The following is a 15,525-nucleotide window of genomic DNA, read 5'->3' on the forward strand; positions in this document are numbered from 1 at the left end:
ATCCGGTGCATACGTTGGAACGCATTGAACTGTTAACATTATGTAAAATAAGCGCAGCTCATGCAGTATCCGTCTGTTTGTCCGCTCTTATCAAGACAAAACATATGGAGTGGTGTATGGACAAACGTAAGTTGGTAGAACGATGTCAGGAGGGCGACAGGCAGGCATTGGGCTTGCTCTATCGGAATTATGCAGACCGGATGCAAAAGGTGTGTGCCTGCTATGTACATGATGAACAAGCCGTGCAGGATATTCTGCATGATGGCTTTATCATTATCTTCTCCTCCATTGCCACGTTACAGTCGCCTGATAAGCTGGAGTCCTGGATGGGGACGATTATGCGTAATCTGGCACTTCGCTATCTCAAGCAGGATAAGACCGACCCTACCATCTCGTTGGATGAGCTAAGTGACGAGGAAGACCTGGGACTCACGACGTCCGATGATAATCTCCCGACCTATGAAAGCATGCTCCAACTCATCGAGCGTCTGCCTGAAGGGTATGGCAAGATATTCAGGCTCTCCGTGCTGGAAGGGCTGTCACATAAGGAAATCGGTGCTTTGTTGGGAATAGCTCCTCACTCGTCTTCCTCGCAACTGTCGAGGGCGAAGGCACTGTTGCGTAAACTTCTCTCGACGTATCGGTTCTTCGGACTGTTGCTCATCCTGTTGATTGTCATTCTCTTCCGGTTGTATCGAGTGGCGGAAGAGCATCCTGCGGAGTCGGAAGATGTATGGGTCAGCGGAAGCCAACAGAACGGGGACAAACCGGAAGTCTCCCTTTCGGCAGATACATCCCGTCATGTACCGGTTCAGCTGGTGGATGCCCGTGAGCATTCCGCGATGGAAGTCACTGAACAGGCGCCCCATCCGTCCCAGGTATTACCTCGTAATCCTGTCCGGCACGAAGAGGATACCCTTCCTGTACAGAAGCGGCGTGAGTTGCTTCCTCCCGATGAAGATGCGCATTCTCATGGCTGGCGTCCCTCTTACGGACAGCCGCGTAAGCGTGGAGGCTGGTCTCTGGCTTTATCCTATGTGAACGGAACGGGACAGACCAATCTTCAGCAAAAGTTGCTTCCTGGTGGCATAGGCTCTGCATTGCCGACAGAGGTGGTGGAGAAAGCCCATCACCATGTTCCGCTGACGGTGTCGCTGGCCGTTCAAAAGCGATTCAACCACTCGTGGAGTCTCGAAACCGGTGTGCAATATACCTACCTGCATTCCGATTTCACACTTGCTGATGACGTGTACACAGAACGTGTACAAAAGCTTCACTATCTGGGAATCCCCTTGAAGGGGACATTGACTTTGTGGCGCAACAACAGGTTCTCCCTTTACACTTCTGTCGGGATGACACTTGAAATTCCAGTGAAAGCTTCCGGTGAGGAATTTGTCTTTGAAGGGAACCGGCAGGTCCAGCGGAACTCCTATCCATTACACCCTTCCTGGCAATGGTCCACCCATTGGGGACTCGGTCTTCAATACCAGCTGACTCCGAAGTTGGGACTTTATGTGGAGCCGGGGTTGCATTACTATCTGAAGAATGGCGACGGGATAGAAACACTCCGCACGGAAAAGCCTTTTGAGTGCCTGCTTCCTGTCGGGATACGCTTTTCATGGTGAAAATGTGTGCTGCCCGTGCAGTCTTTCAGACGGTGTGGTATCTACAACAAAGAAGACGCGATGGAGTGTCTTTGTCAAAATCATACCGTATGCAAAAACGTCATCAGGATAGAAACACCTATTTCAACGAGCTGGCTGTCACGAGTGAAGCCTGTTTCCTGCCCTATATCCGGCAGTGGCATGTTGTGGAAAACGGAACGGACGTGTTGGAGGTCGGCTGTGGGGAAGGCGGCAACCTGCTCCCTTTTGCCCGGATGGGTTGTCATGTCACAGGTGTGGATTTGTCCGTGCGTCGCATCGAGGAGGCAAGAAGCTTTTTTGGGCAAGCCGGAGCAAAAGGGGAATTTATTGCCGGGGACATCCTTGAAGTGTCGGGGTTAGAGCATCGTTTTGACGTCATCCTCTGTCACGATGTCTTGGAGCATGTTGCAGACAAGAACCGCCTGTTGCTTCGTCTGGCAGGCTTTCTGAAAACGGACGGCATCCTGTTTATGGCTTTTCCGGCCTGGCAGATGCCTTTCGGGGGACATCAGCAGATAAGCCGGAACCGTATACTGGCACATCTGCCTTTTATCCATCTGCTTCCGTTACCCCTCTATGAAGGGGTGTTGCGACTCTTTGGAGAAGATGCAAAGACCATTCGGGAACTGTTGTCTATCTGGCGCTGTCGGGTGACCATCGAGCAGTTTGAATCCCTGCTGCAACCGGTCGGACTCACTGTTGTCGACCGGCAGTTGTGGCTCATCAATCCTCACTATGAGGTGAAATTCAGGCTGACTCCTCGCAGGCTTCATGCCCTGTTGTCCGCAATTCCTCGCGTGCGGAACTTCCTTAGCAGCAGTTGCTTCTATCTATTGAAATAATTCCTTTCCCGGGCTTGCGTCCCCGTCAGCGAATAAAGAAAGCCCGTTGCAGTCGGTGTGTGTCGGCAGGACACAACGCCGTGCAACGGGCTTTCCTATGGGTACGCTATGACTGAAGGACAAGCTTATTTCTTGTTCTGTTCTTTCAGCAAATCTCTGATTTCGGTCAGCAAGGTCTCTTCCTTGGAAGGAGCAGGAGGAGCGGCAGGTGCAGCGGGAGCTTCTTCCTTCTTTTTCGACAATTTGCTGATGGTGCGAATCACGACAAAGATGGACAGGGCAATGATGAGGAAGTCAACCACATTCTGGATGAAGGTTCCGTAGTTGAGCATGACGGCTGCTGCCACCTCATTCCCGTTTTCCACTACGGCAGGTTTCAGCTCGATGGCGAGTTCTTTGAAATCCGCACCTCCCAGCAGAAGGCCAAGGGGAGGCATGATAATGTCAGCCACCAATGAAGAAACAATCTTACCAAAGGCACCGCCGATGATGACACCGACTGCCATGTCTACGACATTACCTTTCAAGGCAAAGTCTTTGAAGTCTTTTAAAAAACCACTTTTCATACAACTTGATATCTTTAATTGAGTTAAGTTCCACAGGTACCTGTTGTCCGTTGGAATATACGGTTGCGAAAGTAATGAAAAAACGTTTCCGATGTTCACATCTGTCTGTCAAATGCACATTTGCGTGTCATTTTTGTCAGCGACGGTCCGCTCCCCACATCATTTTCTCACGCAGGGTGGTGAAGAAGGAGTGCCCCTTCTGCTGCACCAGCTTGATGGTGTAGGGGGCGCGGCGCAGGGTGAGCCGGGTACCCTCGTGCATGCTTTCGCTCCGTCCGTCTACCGACACGAGGAAGTTATGGCTGCGGCTTTCGATGTCGAGGGTGATTTCGCAGTCGTCGCGGATGACGACGGGACGCATGTTGAGGCTGTGCGGTGCGACAGGGGTCAGTGAGAGGATGCCCGATTGCGGCACCATGATGGGACCTCCCACACTAAGCGAGTACGCGGTCGATCCGGTGGGCGTAGCCACAATCAGTCCGTCGGCCTGATAGGTGGTGAGGAACTGTCCGTTGACACTGGTGTGGATGCTTATCATCGACGAGCTGTCGCGTTTCAGCACCGAAACTTCGTTCAGGGCAAAGGGGTAGCCCTTCAGCTTGTCCGGCTGACTACTGATCTGGAGCAGCTTGCGCTCCTCCACATGGAAGTCTCCCTGCACGATGCGCTCGAAGGCAGATTCAATCTCTTCGGGCATGATGTCCGCGAGGAAACCGAGGCGTCCGGTGTTGATGCCCACGATGGGTATATCCTTGTTGCCAATGCGGCTTGCCGCTTTCAGAAACGTGCCGTCTCCACCCATGCTGATGGCAAGGTCCGCCTGGAAATCTCCGTTCTCGAAGATACCATCCGGCTCGAAGGGGAGGCCCAGTTCCTGTTTGACGAAGTGATAGAAGGAAGCGTCGATGAACAGGTTGCAGTCCAGACGTCGCAACGTGTTCAGCAGTCTCTCGATGTGCGAGGCTTTTTTAGTCTGGTATGTATTTCCGAAGAGGACGAATCTCATAAGTCGATTTTCTGTTTTGTTGGGTTTATTTGTGTGGGGACTTCAAATTTATTTTGACACGAACCCCCTTATGGGTTAAAAACTCCAAACCTGCGGCTTATCTTTCCGATGCAAAAGAAGTCTTTTCAGCAGAAACTATTACTTTTGCAATAATTTGGTTGCAAAGATACACTTTTTTTAGAATAGACTATTGATACAATGACAAAGTTGAGTGTAAACATCAACAAAGTTGCCACCCTGCGCAATGCCCGGGGAGGCAATAATCCTGATGTAGTAAAAGTGGCGTTGGATTGCGAGTCGTTTGGTGCCGACGGCATCACGGTACATCCGCGTCCCGATGAGCGGCATATCCGCCGCACCGATGTGTTTGACTTGCGTGGAGTGCTCCGTACTGAATTCAACATAGAAGGATATCCGAGCAAGGAGTTCATCGATCTGGTCCTGCGTGCCAAACCGACCCAGGTAACCCTGGTCCCCGACAAGCCCGATCAGCTGACGTCGAATGCCGGGTGGGATACGAAGACTAACCTCTCGTTCCTGACCGATGTCCTCGATACCTTCAGCAAAGCCGGCATCCGTACGTCTGTCTTTGTCGGGACGGAACTCGAGATGCTCGACTATGCGGCAAAGGCAGGAACCGACCGGGTGGAACTTTACACCGAGCCTTATGCGTCGCTCTATCCGAAAGACCGTGAACAGGCAGTAGCTCCCTTTGTGGAAGCTGCACGCCGGGCACGTTCGCTGGGACTGGGACTGAACGCGGGGCACGACCTGAGTCTGGAGAACCTGGCTTACTTCCATGCACAGATTCCTTGGCTCGACGAGGTGTCCATCGGTCATGCACTGATTTGCGACGCCCTTTATCTGGGACTGAAAACAACCATAGAAGAATATAAAAAATGCTTGCGCTCATGAATTTAGCACTTGTTTTGGCACAGGCTGCCCAAGGGGTGGCTTCGGCTGTGAGTTCTGATAACCCCGTGTTGACCCCTGTGACGGTTGCCGAACCGGAGATGAATCTCTGGGACATGGCGCTGAAGGGTGGCTGGATCATGATTGTCCTGGCTGCCCTGTCGGTGTTGTGCGTCTACGTCTTCTTCGAACGTTGGGCGGTTATCCGCAAGGCGGAAAAGGAAGACCCTCTCTTTATAGAACGCATGCGCGACTATATCCAAAGCGGAGAGTTGAAGTCTGCCATCAACTATTGCCGCATGACCAATACGCCGGCTGCCCGGATGATTGAGAAGGGCATCATGCGTATCGGACGTCCGGTAGCCGATGTGCAGGCTGCCATCGAGAATGCCGGAAACATCGAAGTAGGCTTGCTGGAACGTCGCCTGCCGGTCATCGCTACGGTGGCAGGAGGTGCACCGATGTTGGGCTTCCTGGGAACCGTGACCGGTATGGTGACTGCCTTCTGGGACATGGCGAATGCCGGGAACAACATCGACATCACCCTGTTGTCAAGCGGTATCTATGAAGCCATGATTACGACGGTCGGTGGCCTGATTGTGGGTATTCCCGCCCTGTTCGCCTACAACTACCTGGTGGCGAAGGTCGATACCGTGGTAAACAAGCTGGAGGCAAAGACACTCGCCTTCATGGACCTGCTCAATGAACCCGTTAAAGAATGACGGCCTATGGCACTGAAACGTAAAACACGCATTGCGGCGACCTTCAGCATGGCGTCAATGACCGACATCATCTTCCTGTTGCTGATCTTCTTCATGATCACGTCGACGATGGTGTCGCCCAATGCCATCAAGGTGCTCTTGCCGCAAGGCAAACAACAGACGTCGGCGAAACCCCTCACGAGGGTCATCATCGACAAGGAACTGAACTATTATGCAGGCTTCGGCAATGAGGCGGAGATGCCTGTCACCCTCGACGAGCTGCCCGGTTTCCTGAAAGAGTGTGCCGAGCGTGAGCCGGAAATGTATGTGGCACTCTACGCCGATGAGTCCGTGCCTTACGGGGAAATCGTGCGGGTGCTCAATATAGCAAACGAGAACCAATATAAAATGGTGCTGGCCACGCGCCCGCCCGAGAAATAGCCAATGAAGAACAATCGTCTACAAGGAATCATAGGTACGGTGGTGGTCCACCTCATCATCCTGCTCATCCTGTTTGTCGTGACCTTGCATGCTGCGACACCGGACGAGGAGAGCGGTGTGCCCGTGATGCTGGGGAGTGCCGAGCTTTCGCAAGGAGATGCCGACCCTTACACCCTGACCGAAGTGGATGTGCTCGACGAGCTGCAACCGGAGACGGCACCGGCAGACCCTTCCGTGGAAACGCCTTCCGAACAGGAGATGCTGACCCAGGACCTGGAAGAAACGGTAGCCATGAAACCGCAGAAAAAGCCCGTCAAACCCAAGACCGAGGTGAAGACTCCGCCCAAGAAGCAACCGGAGCAACCCAAACAACCCACGAAGACACCTGAACAGATTGCTGCCGAGAAACGTGCTGCCGCTGAAAAGGCTGCAGCCGAAGAAGCTGCCAAGAAGATTGCCGGAGCTTTCGGCAAAGGTTCCAGCATGGGCAACCGTGGTACGGGTACGACAGGAAGTGGTGTCCAGGGAAGTCCGACGGGGAACAGCAATACCGGCAAGTCGACCGGTGTAGGCGGTGTGGGCAGCTGGGACCTGAACGGACGTTCGCTGACCGGTTCACTTCCCATCCCCGTGTACAACGTGCAGGATGAGGGACGTGTCGTGGTGACCATCGTGGTCAATCCCTCCGGAAGAGTCATCAGCACCAGCATCAACAAACGCACCAATACGGTGAGCACCGCTTTGCGGCGTGCAGCTGAAGAGGCGGCACGCAAAGCCCGCTTCAATGTCACCGATGGTGTGAACAACCAGACCGGTACAATCACTTACTATTTTAAATTGAGATAGCTATGGGAACTATTTATTTGTTTTTGGCTGAAGGCTTCGAAGAAGTGGAAGCCTTGTCAGTGGTCGACATCGTTCGCCGCGCCGGACTGTCCATCAAGACTGTTTCGGTGACGGGACAAGAAACCGTGACCAGTTCGCACGGAGTGAATATCAAGGCCGACATGCTGTTTGATGCGGAGGCCATCTGCCAGGATGCCGAAATGCTGGTACTTCCCGGTGGGCTGCCCGGTGCAACCAATCTGGCTGCCCATGAGGGACTGCGCAAGGTCCTCCTCGGATTCTGTGCGGCTGGACGTCCGCTGGCTGCCATCTGTGCCGCTCCGATGGTCTACGGACAGTTGGGCTTGCTGAAAGGCAAGAACGCCACGTGCTATCCCGGCTTCGAGAAATACATGGAAGGGGCACATGCCACCGGTGCCATGGTCGAGCAGGACGGCAACTTCATTACCGGTAAAGGACCGGGAGCTGCCTTCGACTTCGGCTTTGCCATCGTGACCAAGCTCGCAGGCAAGGCTAAAGCGGACGAAGTAAAAGCCGGAATGTTGCTCGCATGAAGAAGTATGCAATCATAGTGGCTGGAGGCAAGGGGCTGCGCATGGGGACCGAGGTCCCCAAACAGTTTCTCCCCATCGGGGGGAAGCCTGTGCTGATGCGTACCCTGGAGGCTTTTCATGCCTATGATGCTGCAATGGACCTGATTGTGGTACTGCCCGTCGACCAGCAGGCATACTGGGACGGGCTGTGCCACGACCAGGGCTTTGCTGTGCCTCATCGGGTAGCAGATGGCGGAGCGACCCGCTTTCATTCGGTACGGAACGGACTGGCGTTGGTCGGTGATGACGGACTGGTTGCTGTGCACGACGGGGTACGTCCCTTTGTGGCACGTGAAGTCATTGAGGCTTGTTTCCGTGAGGCGGACTTGCGTGGTGCCGTTGTCCCCGTGACCGATGTCGTGGAGACGGTGCGTCGGGTGACACCCGAAGGCAGCGTGACGGTCAACCGTGCCGACTACAAGCTGGTGCAGACTCCCCAGGTGTTCCGCACCGCACTGTTGAAGCGTGCCTACCGCCAACCTTACTCCGAGAGATTTACAGACGATGCTTCCGTCGTGGAAGCAATGGGTGTGTCCGTCGCATTGGTGCCGGGCAACCGTGAGAATATTAAGATAACCACTCCATTTGACATTCGAGTAGCAGAAGCCTTGACGGGATGTTCGATTTAACTTCGCGTGATATCATGTATTTGCCGGGCGTAGGCCCTCAGCGGGCAGCTGTCCTCAACAAGGAGCTGTCCCTCCATTCCCTGCACGACCTGCTCTACTATTTCCCTTATAAATACGTCGACCGCAGCCGTCTCTATTACATCCATGAGATTGACGGCAACATGCCTTATATCCAGTTGAAAGGAGAAATCCTCAGCTTCGAGACCTTCGGCGAAGGGCGCCAGCGCCGGTTGGTGGCTCACTTCTCCGACGGGACAGGTGTGGTGGACCTCGTGTGGTTCCAGGGCATCAAGTACCTCCTGGGGCGTTACAAGGTACACACGGAATACATCGTCTTCGGGAAGCCGACCGTCTTCAACGGGCGCATCAATGTGGCCCATCCCGACATCGACCCTGCCGAGGGACTGGTGTTGTCGAACATGGGGATGCAGCCCTACTACAACACCACGGAACGCATGAAGCGGGGCGGACTGAACTCCCACGCTCTCGAAAAGCTCACCACCAATCTCTTTGCCCTCCTGAAGGAACCTCTGCCCGAGACGTTGCCTGCCTGGATGGTGGAGAAGCATCACCTCATGTCACTCGACGAGTCTCTCCGCAACATCCATTTCCCTCGTACTCCCGAGTTGCTCCGGCGTGCCCAATACCGCCTGAAGTTTGAAGAGCTGTTCTACGTGCAGCTGGGCATCCTGCGTTACGCGAAGGACCGGATACAGAAGTACCACGGCTTTGTCTTCAGTCGGGTAGGAGAGGCATTCAACACCTTCTACAGCCGGCACCTGCCTTTCGAACTGACCGGAGCACAGAAGCGCGTCATCAAGGAGATACGCCGCGACATGGGCAGCGGACGTCAGATGAACCGCCTCCTGCAAGGTGATGTCGGCAGTGGAAAGACCCTTGTGGCACTGATGAGCATGCTCATTGCCCTGGACAATGGTTACCAGACCTGCCTGATGGCACCTACGGAAATCCTGGCTTCGCAGCACTGCGAGACCATCCGTCAGTTTTTGGGAGACATGCCCATCCGTGTAGAGCTGCTGACGGGCTCGGTGAAGGGAAAGAAACGTGAAGCCATCCTGAAAGGGGTGACGCTGGGCGAGGTACATATATTAATAGGTACGCATGCCGTGCTGGAGGACACGGTCAACTTCGCCTCGCTGGGGATGGTGGTCATCGACGAACAGCATCGCTTCGGCGTGGCGCAACGTGCCAAGCTATGGGGGAAGAACACCCGTCCGCCTCACGTGCTCGTGATGACGGCGACCCCCATTCCGCGTACGCTTGCCATGACGCTCTATGGTGACCTGGATGTGTCCGTCATCGACGAACTGCCTCCCGGACGCAAACCTATCCGCACCATCCATCAGTTTGACAACCGACGGGCAAGCCTCTATGCCTCCATCCGCAGTCAGATAGAAGAGGGACGTCAGGTGTACATCGTCTATCCGCTCATACAGGAAAGCGAGAAGATGGACATCAAGAACCTCGAAGAGGGCTATGAACACATCTGCGCCGAGTTCCCGGAATACAAGGTCAGCAAGGTGCACGGCAAGATGAAACCCGCCGACAAGGATGCCGAGATGCAACGCTTCGTCACCGGTGAGACGCAAATCATGGTGGCTACAACGGTCATCGAGGTCGGTGTGAATGTGCCCAATGCCTCGGTGATGGTCATCGAGAATGCCGAACGCTTCGGACTCTCGCAGTTGCATCAGTTGCGCGGACGTGTCGGTCGGGGAGCCGACCAGTCCTATTGCATCCTCGTGACGGGTTACAAGCTGACGGAGGAGACGCGCAAACGCATTGAAATCATGGTCAACTCCAACGACGGCTTCGAGATAGCCGAAGCAGACCTGAAGCTTCGTGGTCCCGGTGACCTGGAGGGGACGCAGCAGAGCGGTATCACCTTCGACCTGAAGATTGCCGACATTGCCCGCGACGGCCAGCTGTTGCAGTTCGTCCGTGAAATCGCACAGGGAGTGATTGACGCTGACCCTGCCGAGAACCGCCCCGAGAATGCCGTGCTGTGGTCCCAACTCCGTGCCCTCCGCAAGACCAATGTCAACTGGGCAGCCATCTCTTGAAGAACGCTTCAATCCGGTCGAACGGAATGATGTCCATCCGGTCGTACAAGTCGGTATGACTCGCACCGGGAATAATCAGCAGTTCCTTGTTCTCTCCTTTCAATTTGCCGAAAGCCTCCTGTGAGGCCGGAAGCGAATAGGCCTTTTCCCCATGCACGATAAGTACGGCGGAACGGATTTCGTCAGCATGGTCAAGCAGGGAGAACGTGAGGAAAGGCAGATCGGCTATCTTCTCCCAACCTCCGTTGGAGTTCACCGAACGGGGGTGGAAGCCGCGCGAAGTCTTGTAGTAATCCCGGTAATCTTTCATGAAGTCGGGCGCATCATCAGGCAGGCTGGCAGGTACGCCGCCGCTGCGTTCGTTGGTTCGTCCGGCAAGGAGGTCGGCAGTACGCTGTTCGTTGAGTTGCCGGCGCATTTCATACCTCTGCTCTTTGTCGTACGGGTCGAATGCTCCCATTGTGGATGAAACGGTGGCTTTGATGCGGGTATCCTGTACGGCTGCATTGATGCTGATGCCTCCGAAGCCACAGATTCCCAGAATACCTATACGCGCTCTGTCTACTTCCGGCTGGAGCAGGAAGAAATCCACTGCTGCACTGTAATCCTCGGTGTAGATTTCACCCGATGAGATGTAACGGGGTTGTCCGCCGCTTTCCCCGCTGAACGACGGGTCGAAGGCTAGTGTGATGAAACCCCGTTCGGCAAGGGTCTGCGCATACAGCCCCGACGCCTGTTCCTTGACTGCTCCGTAAGGGCCGCAGACAGCAATTGCCGGTAATTGCCCTATATGGTTCCTGGGGATATACAAGTCACCGACCAGGCGGATGCCGTAACGGTTGGTGAAGCTGACTTTCTTGTGGTTCACTTTGTCACTGAGGGCAAAGGTCTTGTCCCATTCGGGAGTGTCGATGTATTTCGTTTCCATGTTGCTTGCAATGTTTTGTCCTGCGCCTGCCAGCGATACCAGCGACAGGCAGCAGGAGATGAAAATAGAAAAATAGTTCATTTGCTGTCAATCGTGAATTTTATGTAGCCCGATGCCCTTTACTGTTGCCAGGTCCATGTCGTCATAAATCGGGCTTTTCCCCGTGTCAAGCCCTGCGATGGCATCCATCTCTTGTTTCGTAAGCGTAAAATCCAGGATGTTGAAGTTCTCGCTCATTCGTTCCTTGCGTACCGTCTTGGGGATGACCACCACATTGCGCTGGTTCAACCAGCGGAGAACGACTTGTCCTACTGTTCGCCCGTGTTTCTCTGCGATGGCTTTCAGCACGGGATTGTTCCAGATGTCATTTTGTCCTTCTGCAAAGGGTGCCCATGCCTCATGCTGGATGGCCTCTTTCTGCAAGAATGCGTTGGCGGCCTGCTGCTGGAAGAACGGGTTCGTCTCAATCTGGTTCACGGCTGGCTTCACCTCATTGTGCAGGAAGAGGTCTTGCAGACGTTCGTTGGAGAAGCTCGTCACGCCGATGGCGCGGATCAGTCCTTCCTTGTAAAGCCGTTCGCAGGCTCTCCATGCCGCATAATAATTGCCGTAAGGCTTGTGCAGCAGGTACAGGTCGATGTAATCAAGCCCGAGCAACCGCAATGACTTGTCAAAGGCACGGAGTGCATCCTCGTATTCATAGTCTTGCACCCACAATTTGGTGGTGATGAATAAATCCTCGCGCTTGATGCCGCTCTGCCGGATGGCATTACCCACTTGTGCCTCGTTGAAATAAGAAGCAGCCGTGTCGAACATCCGATAACCCACCTCGATGGCATCGCTCACGGCACGTTCTGTTTCCCGTTCAGGAATCTGGTAAACGCCGAACCCGATGGCAGGCATCATCACGCCATTGTTCAATCTTACATCTTTCATAGACTTGGAGTTTTAAGTTCTGATGCAAAATTACGGAGTCCTGAGGGTTCCAGGCTTACATAAATTGGGGCAACATTTTCACTATTCGTGGTCTTTTGCCTATTTTTGCGGATAAACGGACAGGGAGGTTCAGTGATGGACAATACGAAATTTGACGGAATCATTTTTGCCGATACGTGGCAGGAACTTAACACCTTGCAGTATGCGGGAAGGGTTATTCACATCCTTTGCCGGAAAGGCAATATGGGGCTGACCTTCCAGGATACCCATTATAACATTTCTTCCGGCGATTACGTCATCCTGCCCAATGCGGCACTGGCATCCGGCTTCTCTGCGTCCGATGATTTTCAAGGCATCCTGATGAGCCTCTCGGAAGCCTTCGTTACCTCCATTGCCATTCGCAGTAACTATGGCATCATCGGGCATCTGTCACTCCTGCGGAATCCGGTCATGAAACTTTCCGAACGGGACTTCCGGACCTGTGAGACTGCCTTGCAATATCTCCGTGTACGCATGGAAGATGAACAGCATTTTTTCCGTGAAGAACTGTTGGGCAGTCTGCTGACCGCACATATCCTCGACCTTTATGACATTCATGCACGCAGCCACAAGGAGCTGCAGGTGTCGGAGCGCATTTCCTCTCTGTTGCGGAAGTTCATCGAGCTGCTGTATAACGGTGCGTATATCCGGAACAGAGACCTCGAATATTACGCGTCACGCCTCTGCGTCACGCCACACTATCTGTCGGAACTCTGCAAAAAGGTAAGTGGTGAGCCGGCATCTTACTGGATTGACCGTTTCACGATGCAGGAAATCACCCGTCTGCTTCGGCAGAAAGAGCTTCCGCTGACGGAGATTGCAGAGCGGATGAACTTCTCTTCCGTGTCTTATTTCAGTCGGTATGTGCAGAAGCGGCTCAGTCTGCCGCCATCGGAATACAGGAAGAACTGCTGACGGTATGTCCGGACTTCCATGAAAAAAAAGATGGATGATTGTTTGGTTTATATTATAAACTAGTCTATATTTGTCTCCAAAAGAAGCAAGCAAAGGCGCCGGCTTGCTTTTTTTAAGGAGAATTTGGTTTATAAAATAAAGTAATTTAAAAATGAAGAAGACGTATGAAAGACAAGAAAATCAATGAGCGCGAAAGTCTGGAACTCATCTCTGAAATGATAAGTCGGACGAAGCAGGGAATTGCCATGAAACAGGATTACAATCGGTTTCTGCTTTATGGTTATGCCGTGGTAATAGTGGCGTTGGTCCTTTGGTTACTGATCCGTGTGACGGGAGACGGGCGGTTTATGTTCGGATGGTTTGCTCTGTTTTTGCCTTATCTGTGGCACATGGTGGCTGATAGTCGGAAGGAGAAACACGTGGTTACTTATGTGCAGAGTATGGTTGAAAATGTATGGAAGGTTATCGGCAGTTTGTTTGGATTGACCATATTGGCTTTGCTCTGCGTTGGTTGGGGAATGGGACGGATTGACTTTGCACTCATGATGCCTCTTTCGCTCATTTACGCAGGCATTGGTATGGCAATGACCGGATTGGTCATCCGAGAGTCCGGATTTGTATGGACGCCCCTGGTAGGATTGGGGGTAGCTGCCTATATGCTGGTAGCATCTCCTGTCAATGACTGGAATTTGTTGTTCGGAGCTTCATTCCTGGTATTCATGGTGATACCGGTGCATGTAGCCAGAAATAAAGTGAAGTGATTATAAAAGAGCTGGACCCTTTGTTGCACTCCCAACTCCGTCTTGCCATTGTTTCGTTGCTGCTGTCGGTGGAAGAAGCCGATTTCAGTTATCTGAAGGAGCATACGGAGGCCACGTCGGGCAATCTCAGCATTCAGATAGACAAGCTTTCCGCGGCGGGTTATATCGAGGTGCGTAAGGAGATTGTGGGCAAGAAGCCTCGCACGTCTTGTAGGCTGACCGAGCGAGGGAGGGAGGCATTGGCGGAATACGTTGCTGCCTTGAAGGAATATCTTGGCGGAGTGTTGTAGCTCCACCAAGCGTAGTAGAGATGTGCCGGACTGCATAAAGAGGAGTGTACGGCACATCTCTGTGTTTTTGTCTGTTTGCATACTGAAAGCAATTCCTCCTTTTTCCTTGACGGATTTCCCGAAAATCCTCTTTTCAGCTAACGCGTACTTTTGAAAAATCGGGCAAAGTAGGCTTTTTTAGGAATATTCATGCGAAACAGACTGCATGGATATGTAGAAGAGCGGGCAAAAATGAATAATTATACTGCGAAACAATATTGTTTGGGAGGTCAAACACTTGTGTTTGGTGCGTCAAACAATATTGTTTGACGAGTGAAACAATATTGTTTCATCCGTCGAAGTCAAATGTTCGGAGGGTAGAAGACTTGATTTATGAATTTGAAACTCTGTTTTAGGAATATTCACCTCTGGTTTGTTCCCGGAAGCGTTCAATATGGATGTGTGAAATGGAACGGTTTATTTCCCATCCGTCTTTCTTTCGGATGCCTACAAGGTGATTTGGTGATATTCTTGACGGCAGACGGACGGATACGGCAGCAAACTGTATTTTGCGAATCGCCTGAAATTTCATTTTTTGCGCACAGCCTCGCATTTGGACCTAAAGAAGGATATTGTAGAGCGGTTCGTTTGACACTTTGACAATTTGATATTTTGCAACTGAAGGACATGTTGTCTGTGAAAAAACAAGGATGAGGTCTAGTGACCGGGATGAATTTATGTTCTAAAACATGTGTATGGTGCTTGGAATAACCTCTTATGATACTTATACTTGCAGTCGGAACTTCGATTCGTGCTGTTGATATTCTCAGGAGCAGGTTGTGTTGCTCCAACTTTCTCAAGCCACATTCGCGTTGACAAAAATAGCGAGTTAACAATACAAGTCTCACCTTAAAAATTTATCGTATGAAAAAACTACTATCCATGTTGTGTACGTCGGGCGTACTTCTGTTTGTGGCATGCCACAGCGACCAGACCAAAGAAACACTCACAGCTGCTGATGAACAGCAACAGACCACCGAGGCGAACTTCCTCAAGTTATCGTTGGACGAGTATCAGCATCTTTCTCCTGCTGAGAAAGAAGCACGTCGCAGTATCTTTAAACTGGGGCAGTATGTGCTGCTGGACAGTGTCAATCATTGTTATAAACTGACAATCAGCAAGGAGGAAGCTGTCAAGCAAGATATTCCGGCAGCAGATTATGATTCCTTTGTTGCAGAAATGGAGAAGGCGAATCAGACTATTCAGGAATACATGAAAGCCGGGAAGTCTATCCAACTCACAGACCCACAGAAGAAGGAGTAAGTGAGAGAGGATGGGTTGTTGGTTTGAGGGGTTTGTATTCAAGAGCAAGGCTGTGTGCCATCGGTTCACCAGAACCGGCACACAGCCT

17 protein-coding genes are annotated in these 15,525 nt (G+C 52.5%); 13 read left to right on the top strand and 4 right to left on the bottom strand.

The features are described 5' to 3' along the window. Nucleotides 1–116: 116 nt before the first annotated feature. Both C8275_RS05640 and C8275_RS05645 read left to right on the top strand, forming a co-directional pair. The gene (locus C8275_RS05640; protein WP_199881872.1) at nt 117–1,625 is read left to right on the top strand and encodes a sigma-70 family RNA polymerase sigma factor; all 1,509 of its coding nucleotides are present in this window, start codon (nt 117–119) and stop codon (nt 1,623–1,625) included. Between the two features lie 89 nt (nt 1,626–1,714). Beyond that, on the top strand, nt 1,715–2,488 hold the full coding sequence (locus tag C8275_RS05645; RefSeq protein WP_106484433.1) for a methyltransferase domain-containing protein: 774 nt from the start codon (nt 1,715–1,717) through the stop codon (nt 2,486–2,488). A 125-nt stretch (nt 2,489–2,613) separates the two neighbouring features. Here C8275_RS05645 and mscL read toward each other — a convergent pair whose 3' ends face one another. Beyond that, entirely contained in the window at nt 2,614–3,054 is a 441-nt protein-coding gene (gene mscL / locus C8275_RS05650) for a large-conductance mechanosensitive channel protein MscL (protein ID WP_106484434.1), read from the bottom strand. 136 nt (nt 3,055–3,190) lie between these two features. Then, nucleotides 3,191–4,060, bottom strand: a complete 870-nt coding sequence (locus C8275_RS05655) for an NAD kinase (protein WP_106484435.1) — start codon at nt 4,058–4,060, stop codon at nt 3,191–3,193. Between the two features lie 198 nt (nt 4,061–4,258). Here C8275_RS05655 and C8275_RS05660 point away from each other — a divergent pair, with 198 nt between their 5' ends. Genes C8275_RS05660 through recG form a run of 7 tightly spaced genes read left to right on the top strand, consistent with a single transcriptional unit; the run spans nt 4,259 to nt 10,266 of the window. Beyond that, nucleotides 4,259–4,975: a pyridoxine 5'-phosphate synthase gene (locus C8275_RS05660; protein WP_106484436.1), complete on the top strand. Its 717-nt coding sequence runs from the start codon at nt 4,259–4,261 to the stop codon at nt 4,973–4,975. Next, nucleotides 4,972–5,694: a MotA/TolQ/ExbB proton channel family protein gene (locus tag C8275_RS05665; protein ID WP_106625739.1), complete on the top strand. Its 723-nt coding sequence runs from the start codon at nt 4,972–4,974 to the stop codon at nt 5,692–5,694. The genes C8275_RS05660 and C8275_RS05665 overlap by 4 nt, the downstream gene beginning before the upstream one ends. Nucleotides 5,695–5,700: 6 nt before the next feature. After that, nucleotides 5,701–6,114, top strand: a complete 414-nt coding sequence (locus tag C8275_RS05670; RefSeq protein ID WP_022383647.1) for a biopolymer transporter ExbD — start codon at nt 5,701–5,703, stop codon at nt 6,112–6,114. 3 nt (nt 6,115–6,117) lie between these two features. Next, nucleotides 6,118–6,960, top strand: a complete 843-nt coding sequence (locus C8275_RS05675; protein WP_022383646.1) for a TonB family protein — start codon at nt 6,118–6,120, stop codon at nt 6,958–6,960. Between the two features lie 2 nt (nt 6,961–6,962). Then, complete coding sequence (locus tag C8275_RS05680; protein ID WP_106484437.1) at nt 6,963–7,514, top strand: DJ-1 family glyoxalase III; 552 nt, start codon at nt 6,963–6,965, stop codon at nt 7,512–7,514. Further along, nucleotides 7,511–8,182 (top strand): 2-C-methyl-D-erythritol 4-phosphate cytidylyltransferase, encoded by a 672-nt coding sequence (locus C8275_RS05685; protein WP_106484438.1) that lies wholly within the window; start codon nt 7,511–7,513, stop codon nt 8,180–8,182. Before C8275_RS05680 ends, C8275_RS05685 begins: the two co-directional genes overlap by 4 nt. Continuing rightward, entirely contained in the window at nt 8,170–10,266 is a 2,097-nt protein-coding gene (gene recG, locus C8275_RS05690) for an ATP-dependent DNA helicase RecG (protein WP_106484439.1), read from the top strand. The genes C8275_RS05685 and recG overlap by 13 nt, the downstream gene beginning before the upstream one ends. Here the strand turns inward: recG and C8275_RS05695 are convergent. Continuing rightward, complete coding sequence (locus C8275_RS05695; protein WP_369861016.1) at nt 10,244–11,275, bottom strand: alpha/beta hydrolase; 1,032 nt, start codon at nt 11,273–11,275, stop codon at nt 10,244–10,246. The genes recG and C8275_RS05695 overlap by 23 nt on opposite strands. 6 nt (nt 11,276–11,281) lie before the next feature. After that, nucleotides 11,282–12,130: an aldo/keto reductase gene (locus C8275_RS05700; protein ID WP_106484440.1), complete on the bottom strand. Its 849-nt coding sequence runs from the start codon at nt 12,128–12,130 to the stop codon at nt 11,282–11,284. Between the two features lie 135 nt (nt 12,131–12,265). On the opposite strand from C8275_RS05700, the gene C8275_RS05705 reads away from it, so the two are divergent. The 4 genes from C8275_RS05705 to C8275_RS05720 all read left to right on the top strand — a co-directional run bounded on the left by C8275_RS05705 (nt 12,266) and on the right by C8275_RS05720 (nt 15,437). Beyond that, on the top strand, nt 12,266–13,084 hold the full coding sequence (locus tag C8275_RS05705; protein ID WP_106484441.1) for an AraC family transcriptional regulator: 819 nt from the start codon (nt 12,266–12,268) through the stop codon (nt 13,082–13,084). Between the two features lie 164 nt (nt 13,085–13,248). Then, a complete protein-coding gene (locus tag C8275_RS05710; RefSeq protein ID WP_106484442.1) occupies nt 13,249–13,845 on the top strand; it encodes a hypothetical protein in 597 nt (198 codons plus the stop codon). Then, nucleotides 13,845–14,135 (top strand): transcriptional regulator, encoded by a 291-nt coding sequence (locus C8275_RS05715; protein WP_106625741.1) that lies wholly within the window; start codon nt 13,845–13,847, stop codon nt 14,133–14,135. The genes C8275_RS05710 and C8275_RS05715 overlap by 1 nt, the downstream gene beginning before the upstream one ends. 903 nt (nt 14,136–15,038) lie before the next feature. Continuing rightward, nucleotides 15,039–15,437: a hypothetical protein gene (locus tag C8275_RS05720; protein WP_106484443.1), complete on the top strand. Its 399-nt coding sequence runs from the start codon at nt 15,039–15,041 to the stop codon at nt 15,435–15,437. The last annotated feature ends 88 nt before the right edge of the window (nt 15,438–15,525 follow it).

Source organism: Bacteroides sp. Marseille-P3684 (genome assembly GCF_900291465.1).
Taxonomy (GTDB): Bacteria; Bacteroidota; Bacteroidia; order Bacteroidales; family Bacteroidaceae; genus Phocaeicola_A.

What these genes read in the sequence shown, in the direction of transcription:
- C8275_RS05680 (WP_106484437.1), top strand. Translation starts at nt 6,963, where the DNA reads ATGGGAACTATTTATTTGTTTTTGGCTGAAGGCTTCGAAGAAGTGGAA.
- C8275_RS05655 (WP_106484435.1), bottom strand. Translation starts at nt 4,060, where the DNA reads ATGAGATTCGTCCTCTTCGGAAATACATACCAGACTAAAAAAGCCTCG.
- C8275_RS05695 (WP_369861016.1), bottom strand. Translation starts at nt 11,275, where the DNA reads ATGAACTATTTTTCTATTTTCATCTCCTGCTGCCTGTCGCTGGTATCG.
- C8275_RS05640 (WP_199881872.1), top strand. Translation starts at nt 117, where the DNA reads ATGGACAAACGTAAGTTGGTAGAACGATGTCAGGAGGGCGACAGGCAG.
- recG (WP_106484439.1), top strand. Translation starts at nt 8,170, where the DNA reads ATGTTCGATTTAACTTCGCGTGATATCATGTATTTGCCGGGCGTAGGC.
- C8275_RS05670 (WP_022383647.1), top strand. Translation starts at nt 5,701, where the DNA reads ATGGCACTGAAACGTAAAACACGCATTGCGGCGACCTTCAGCATGGCG.
- C8275_RS05710 (WP_106484442.1), top strand. Translation starts at nt 13,249, where the DNA reads ATGAAAGACAAGAAAATCAATGAGCGCGAAAGTCTGGAACTCATCTCT.
- C8275_RS05720 (WP_106484443.1), top strand. Translation starts at nt 15,039, where the DNA reads ATGAAAAAACTACTATCCATGTTGTGTACGTCGGGCGTACTTCTGTTT.
- C8275_RS05660 (WP_106484436.1), top strand. Translation starts at nt 4,259, where the DNA reads ATGACAAAGTTGAGTGTAAACATCAACAAAGTTGCCACCCTGCGCAAT.
- C8275_RS05700 (WP_106484440.1), bottom strand. Translation starts at nt 12,130, where the DNA reads ATGAAAGATGTAAGATTGAACAATGGCGTGATGATGCCTGCCATCGGG.
- C8275_RS05675 (WP_022383646.1), top strand. Translation starts at nt 6,118, where the DNA reads ATGAAGAACAATCGTCTACAAGGAATCATAGGTACGGTGGTGGTCCAC.
- C8275_RS05685 (WP_106484438.1), top strand. Translation starts at nt 7,511, where the DNA reads ATGAAGAAGTATGCAATCATAGTGGCTGGAGGCAAGGGGCTGCGCATG.
- C8275_RS05645 (WP_106484433.1), top strand. Translation starts at nt 1,715, where the DNA reads ATGCAAAAACGTCATCAGGATAGAAACACCTATTTCAACGAGCTGGCT.
- mscL (WP_106484434.1), bottom strand. Translation starts at nt 3,054, where the DNA reads ATGAAAAGTGGTTTTTTAAAAGACTTCAAAGACTTTGCCTTGAAAGGT.
- C8275_RS05705 (WP_106484441.1), top strand. Translation starts at nt 12,266, where the DNA reads ATGGACAATACGAAATTTGACGGAATCATTTTTGCCGATACGTGGCAG.
- C8275_RS05665 (WP_106625739.1), top strand. Translation starts at nt 4,972, where the DNA reads ATGAATTTAGCACTTGTTTTGGCACAGGCTGCCCAAGGGGTGGCTTCG.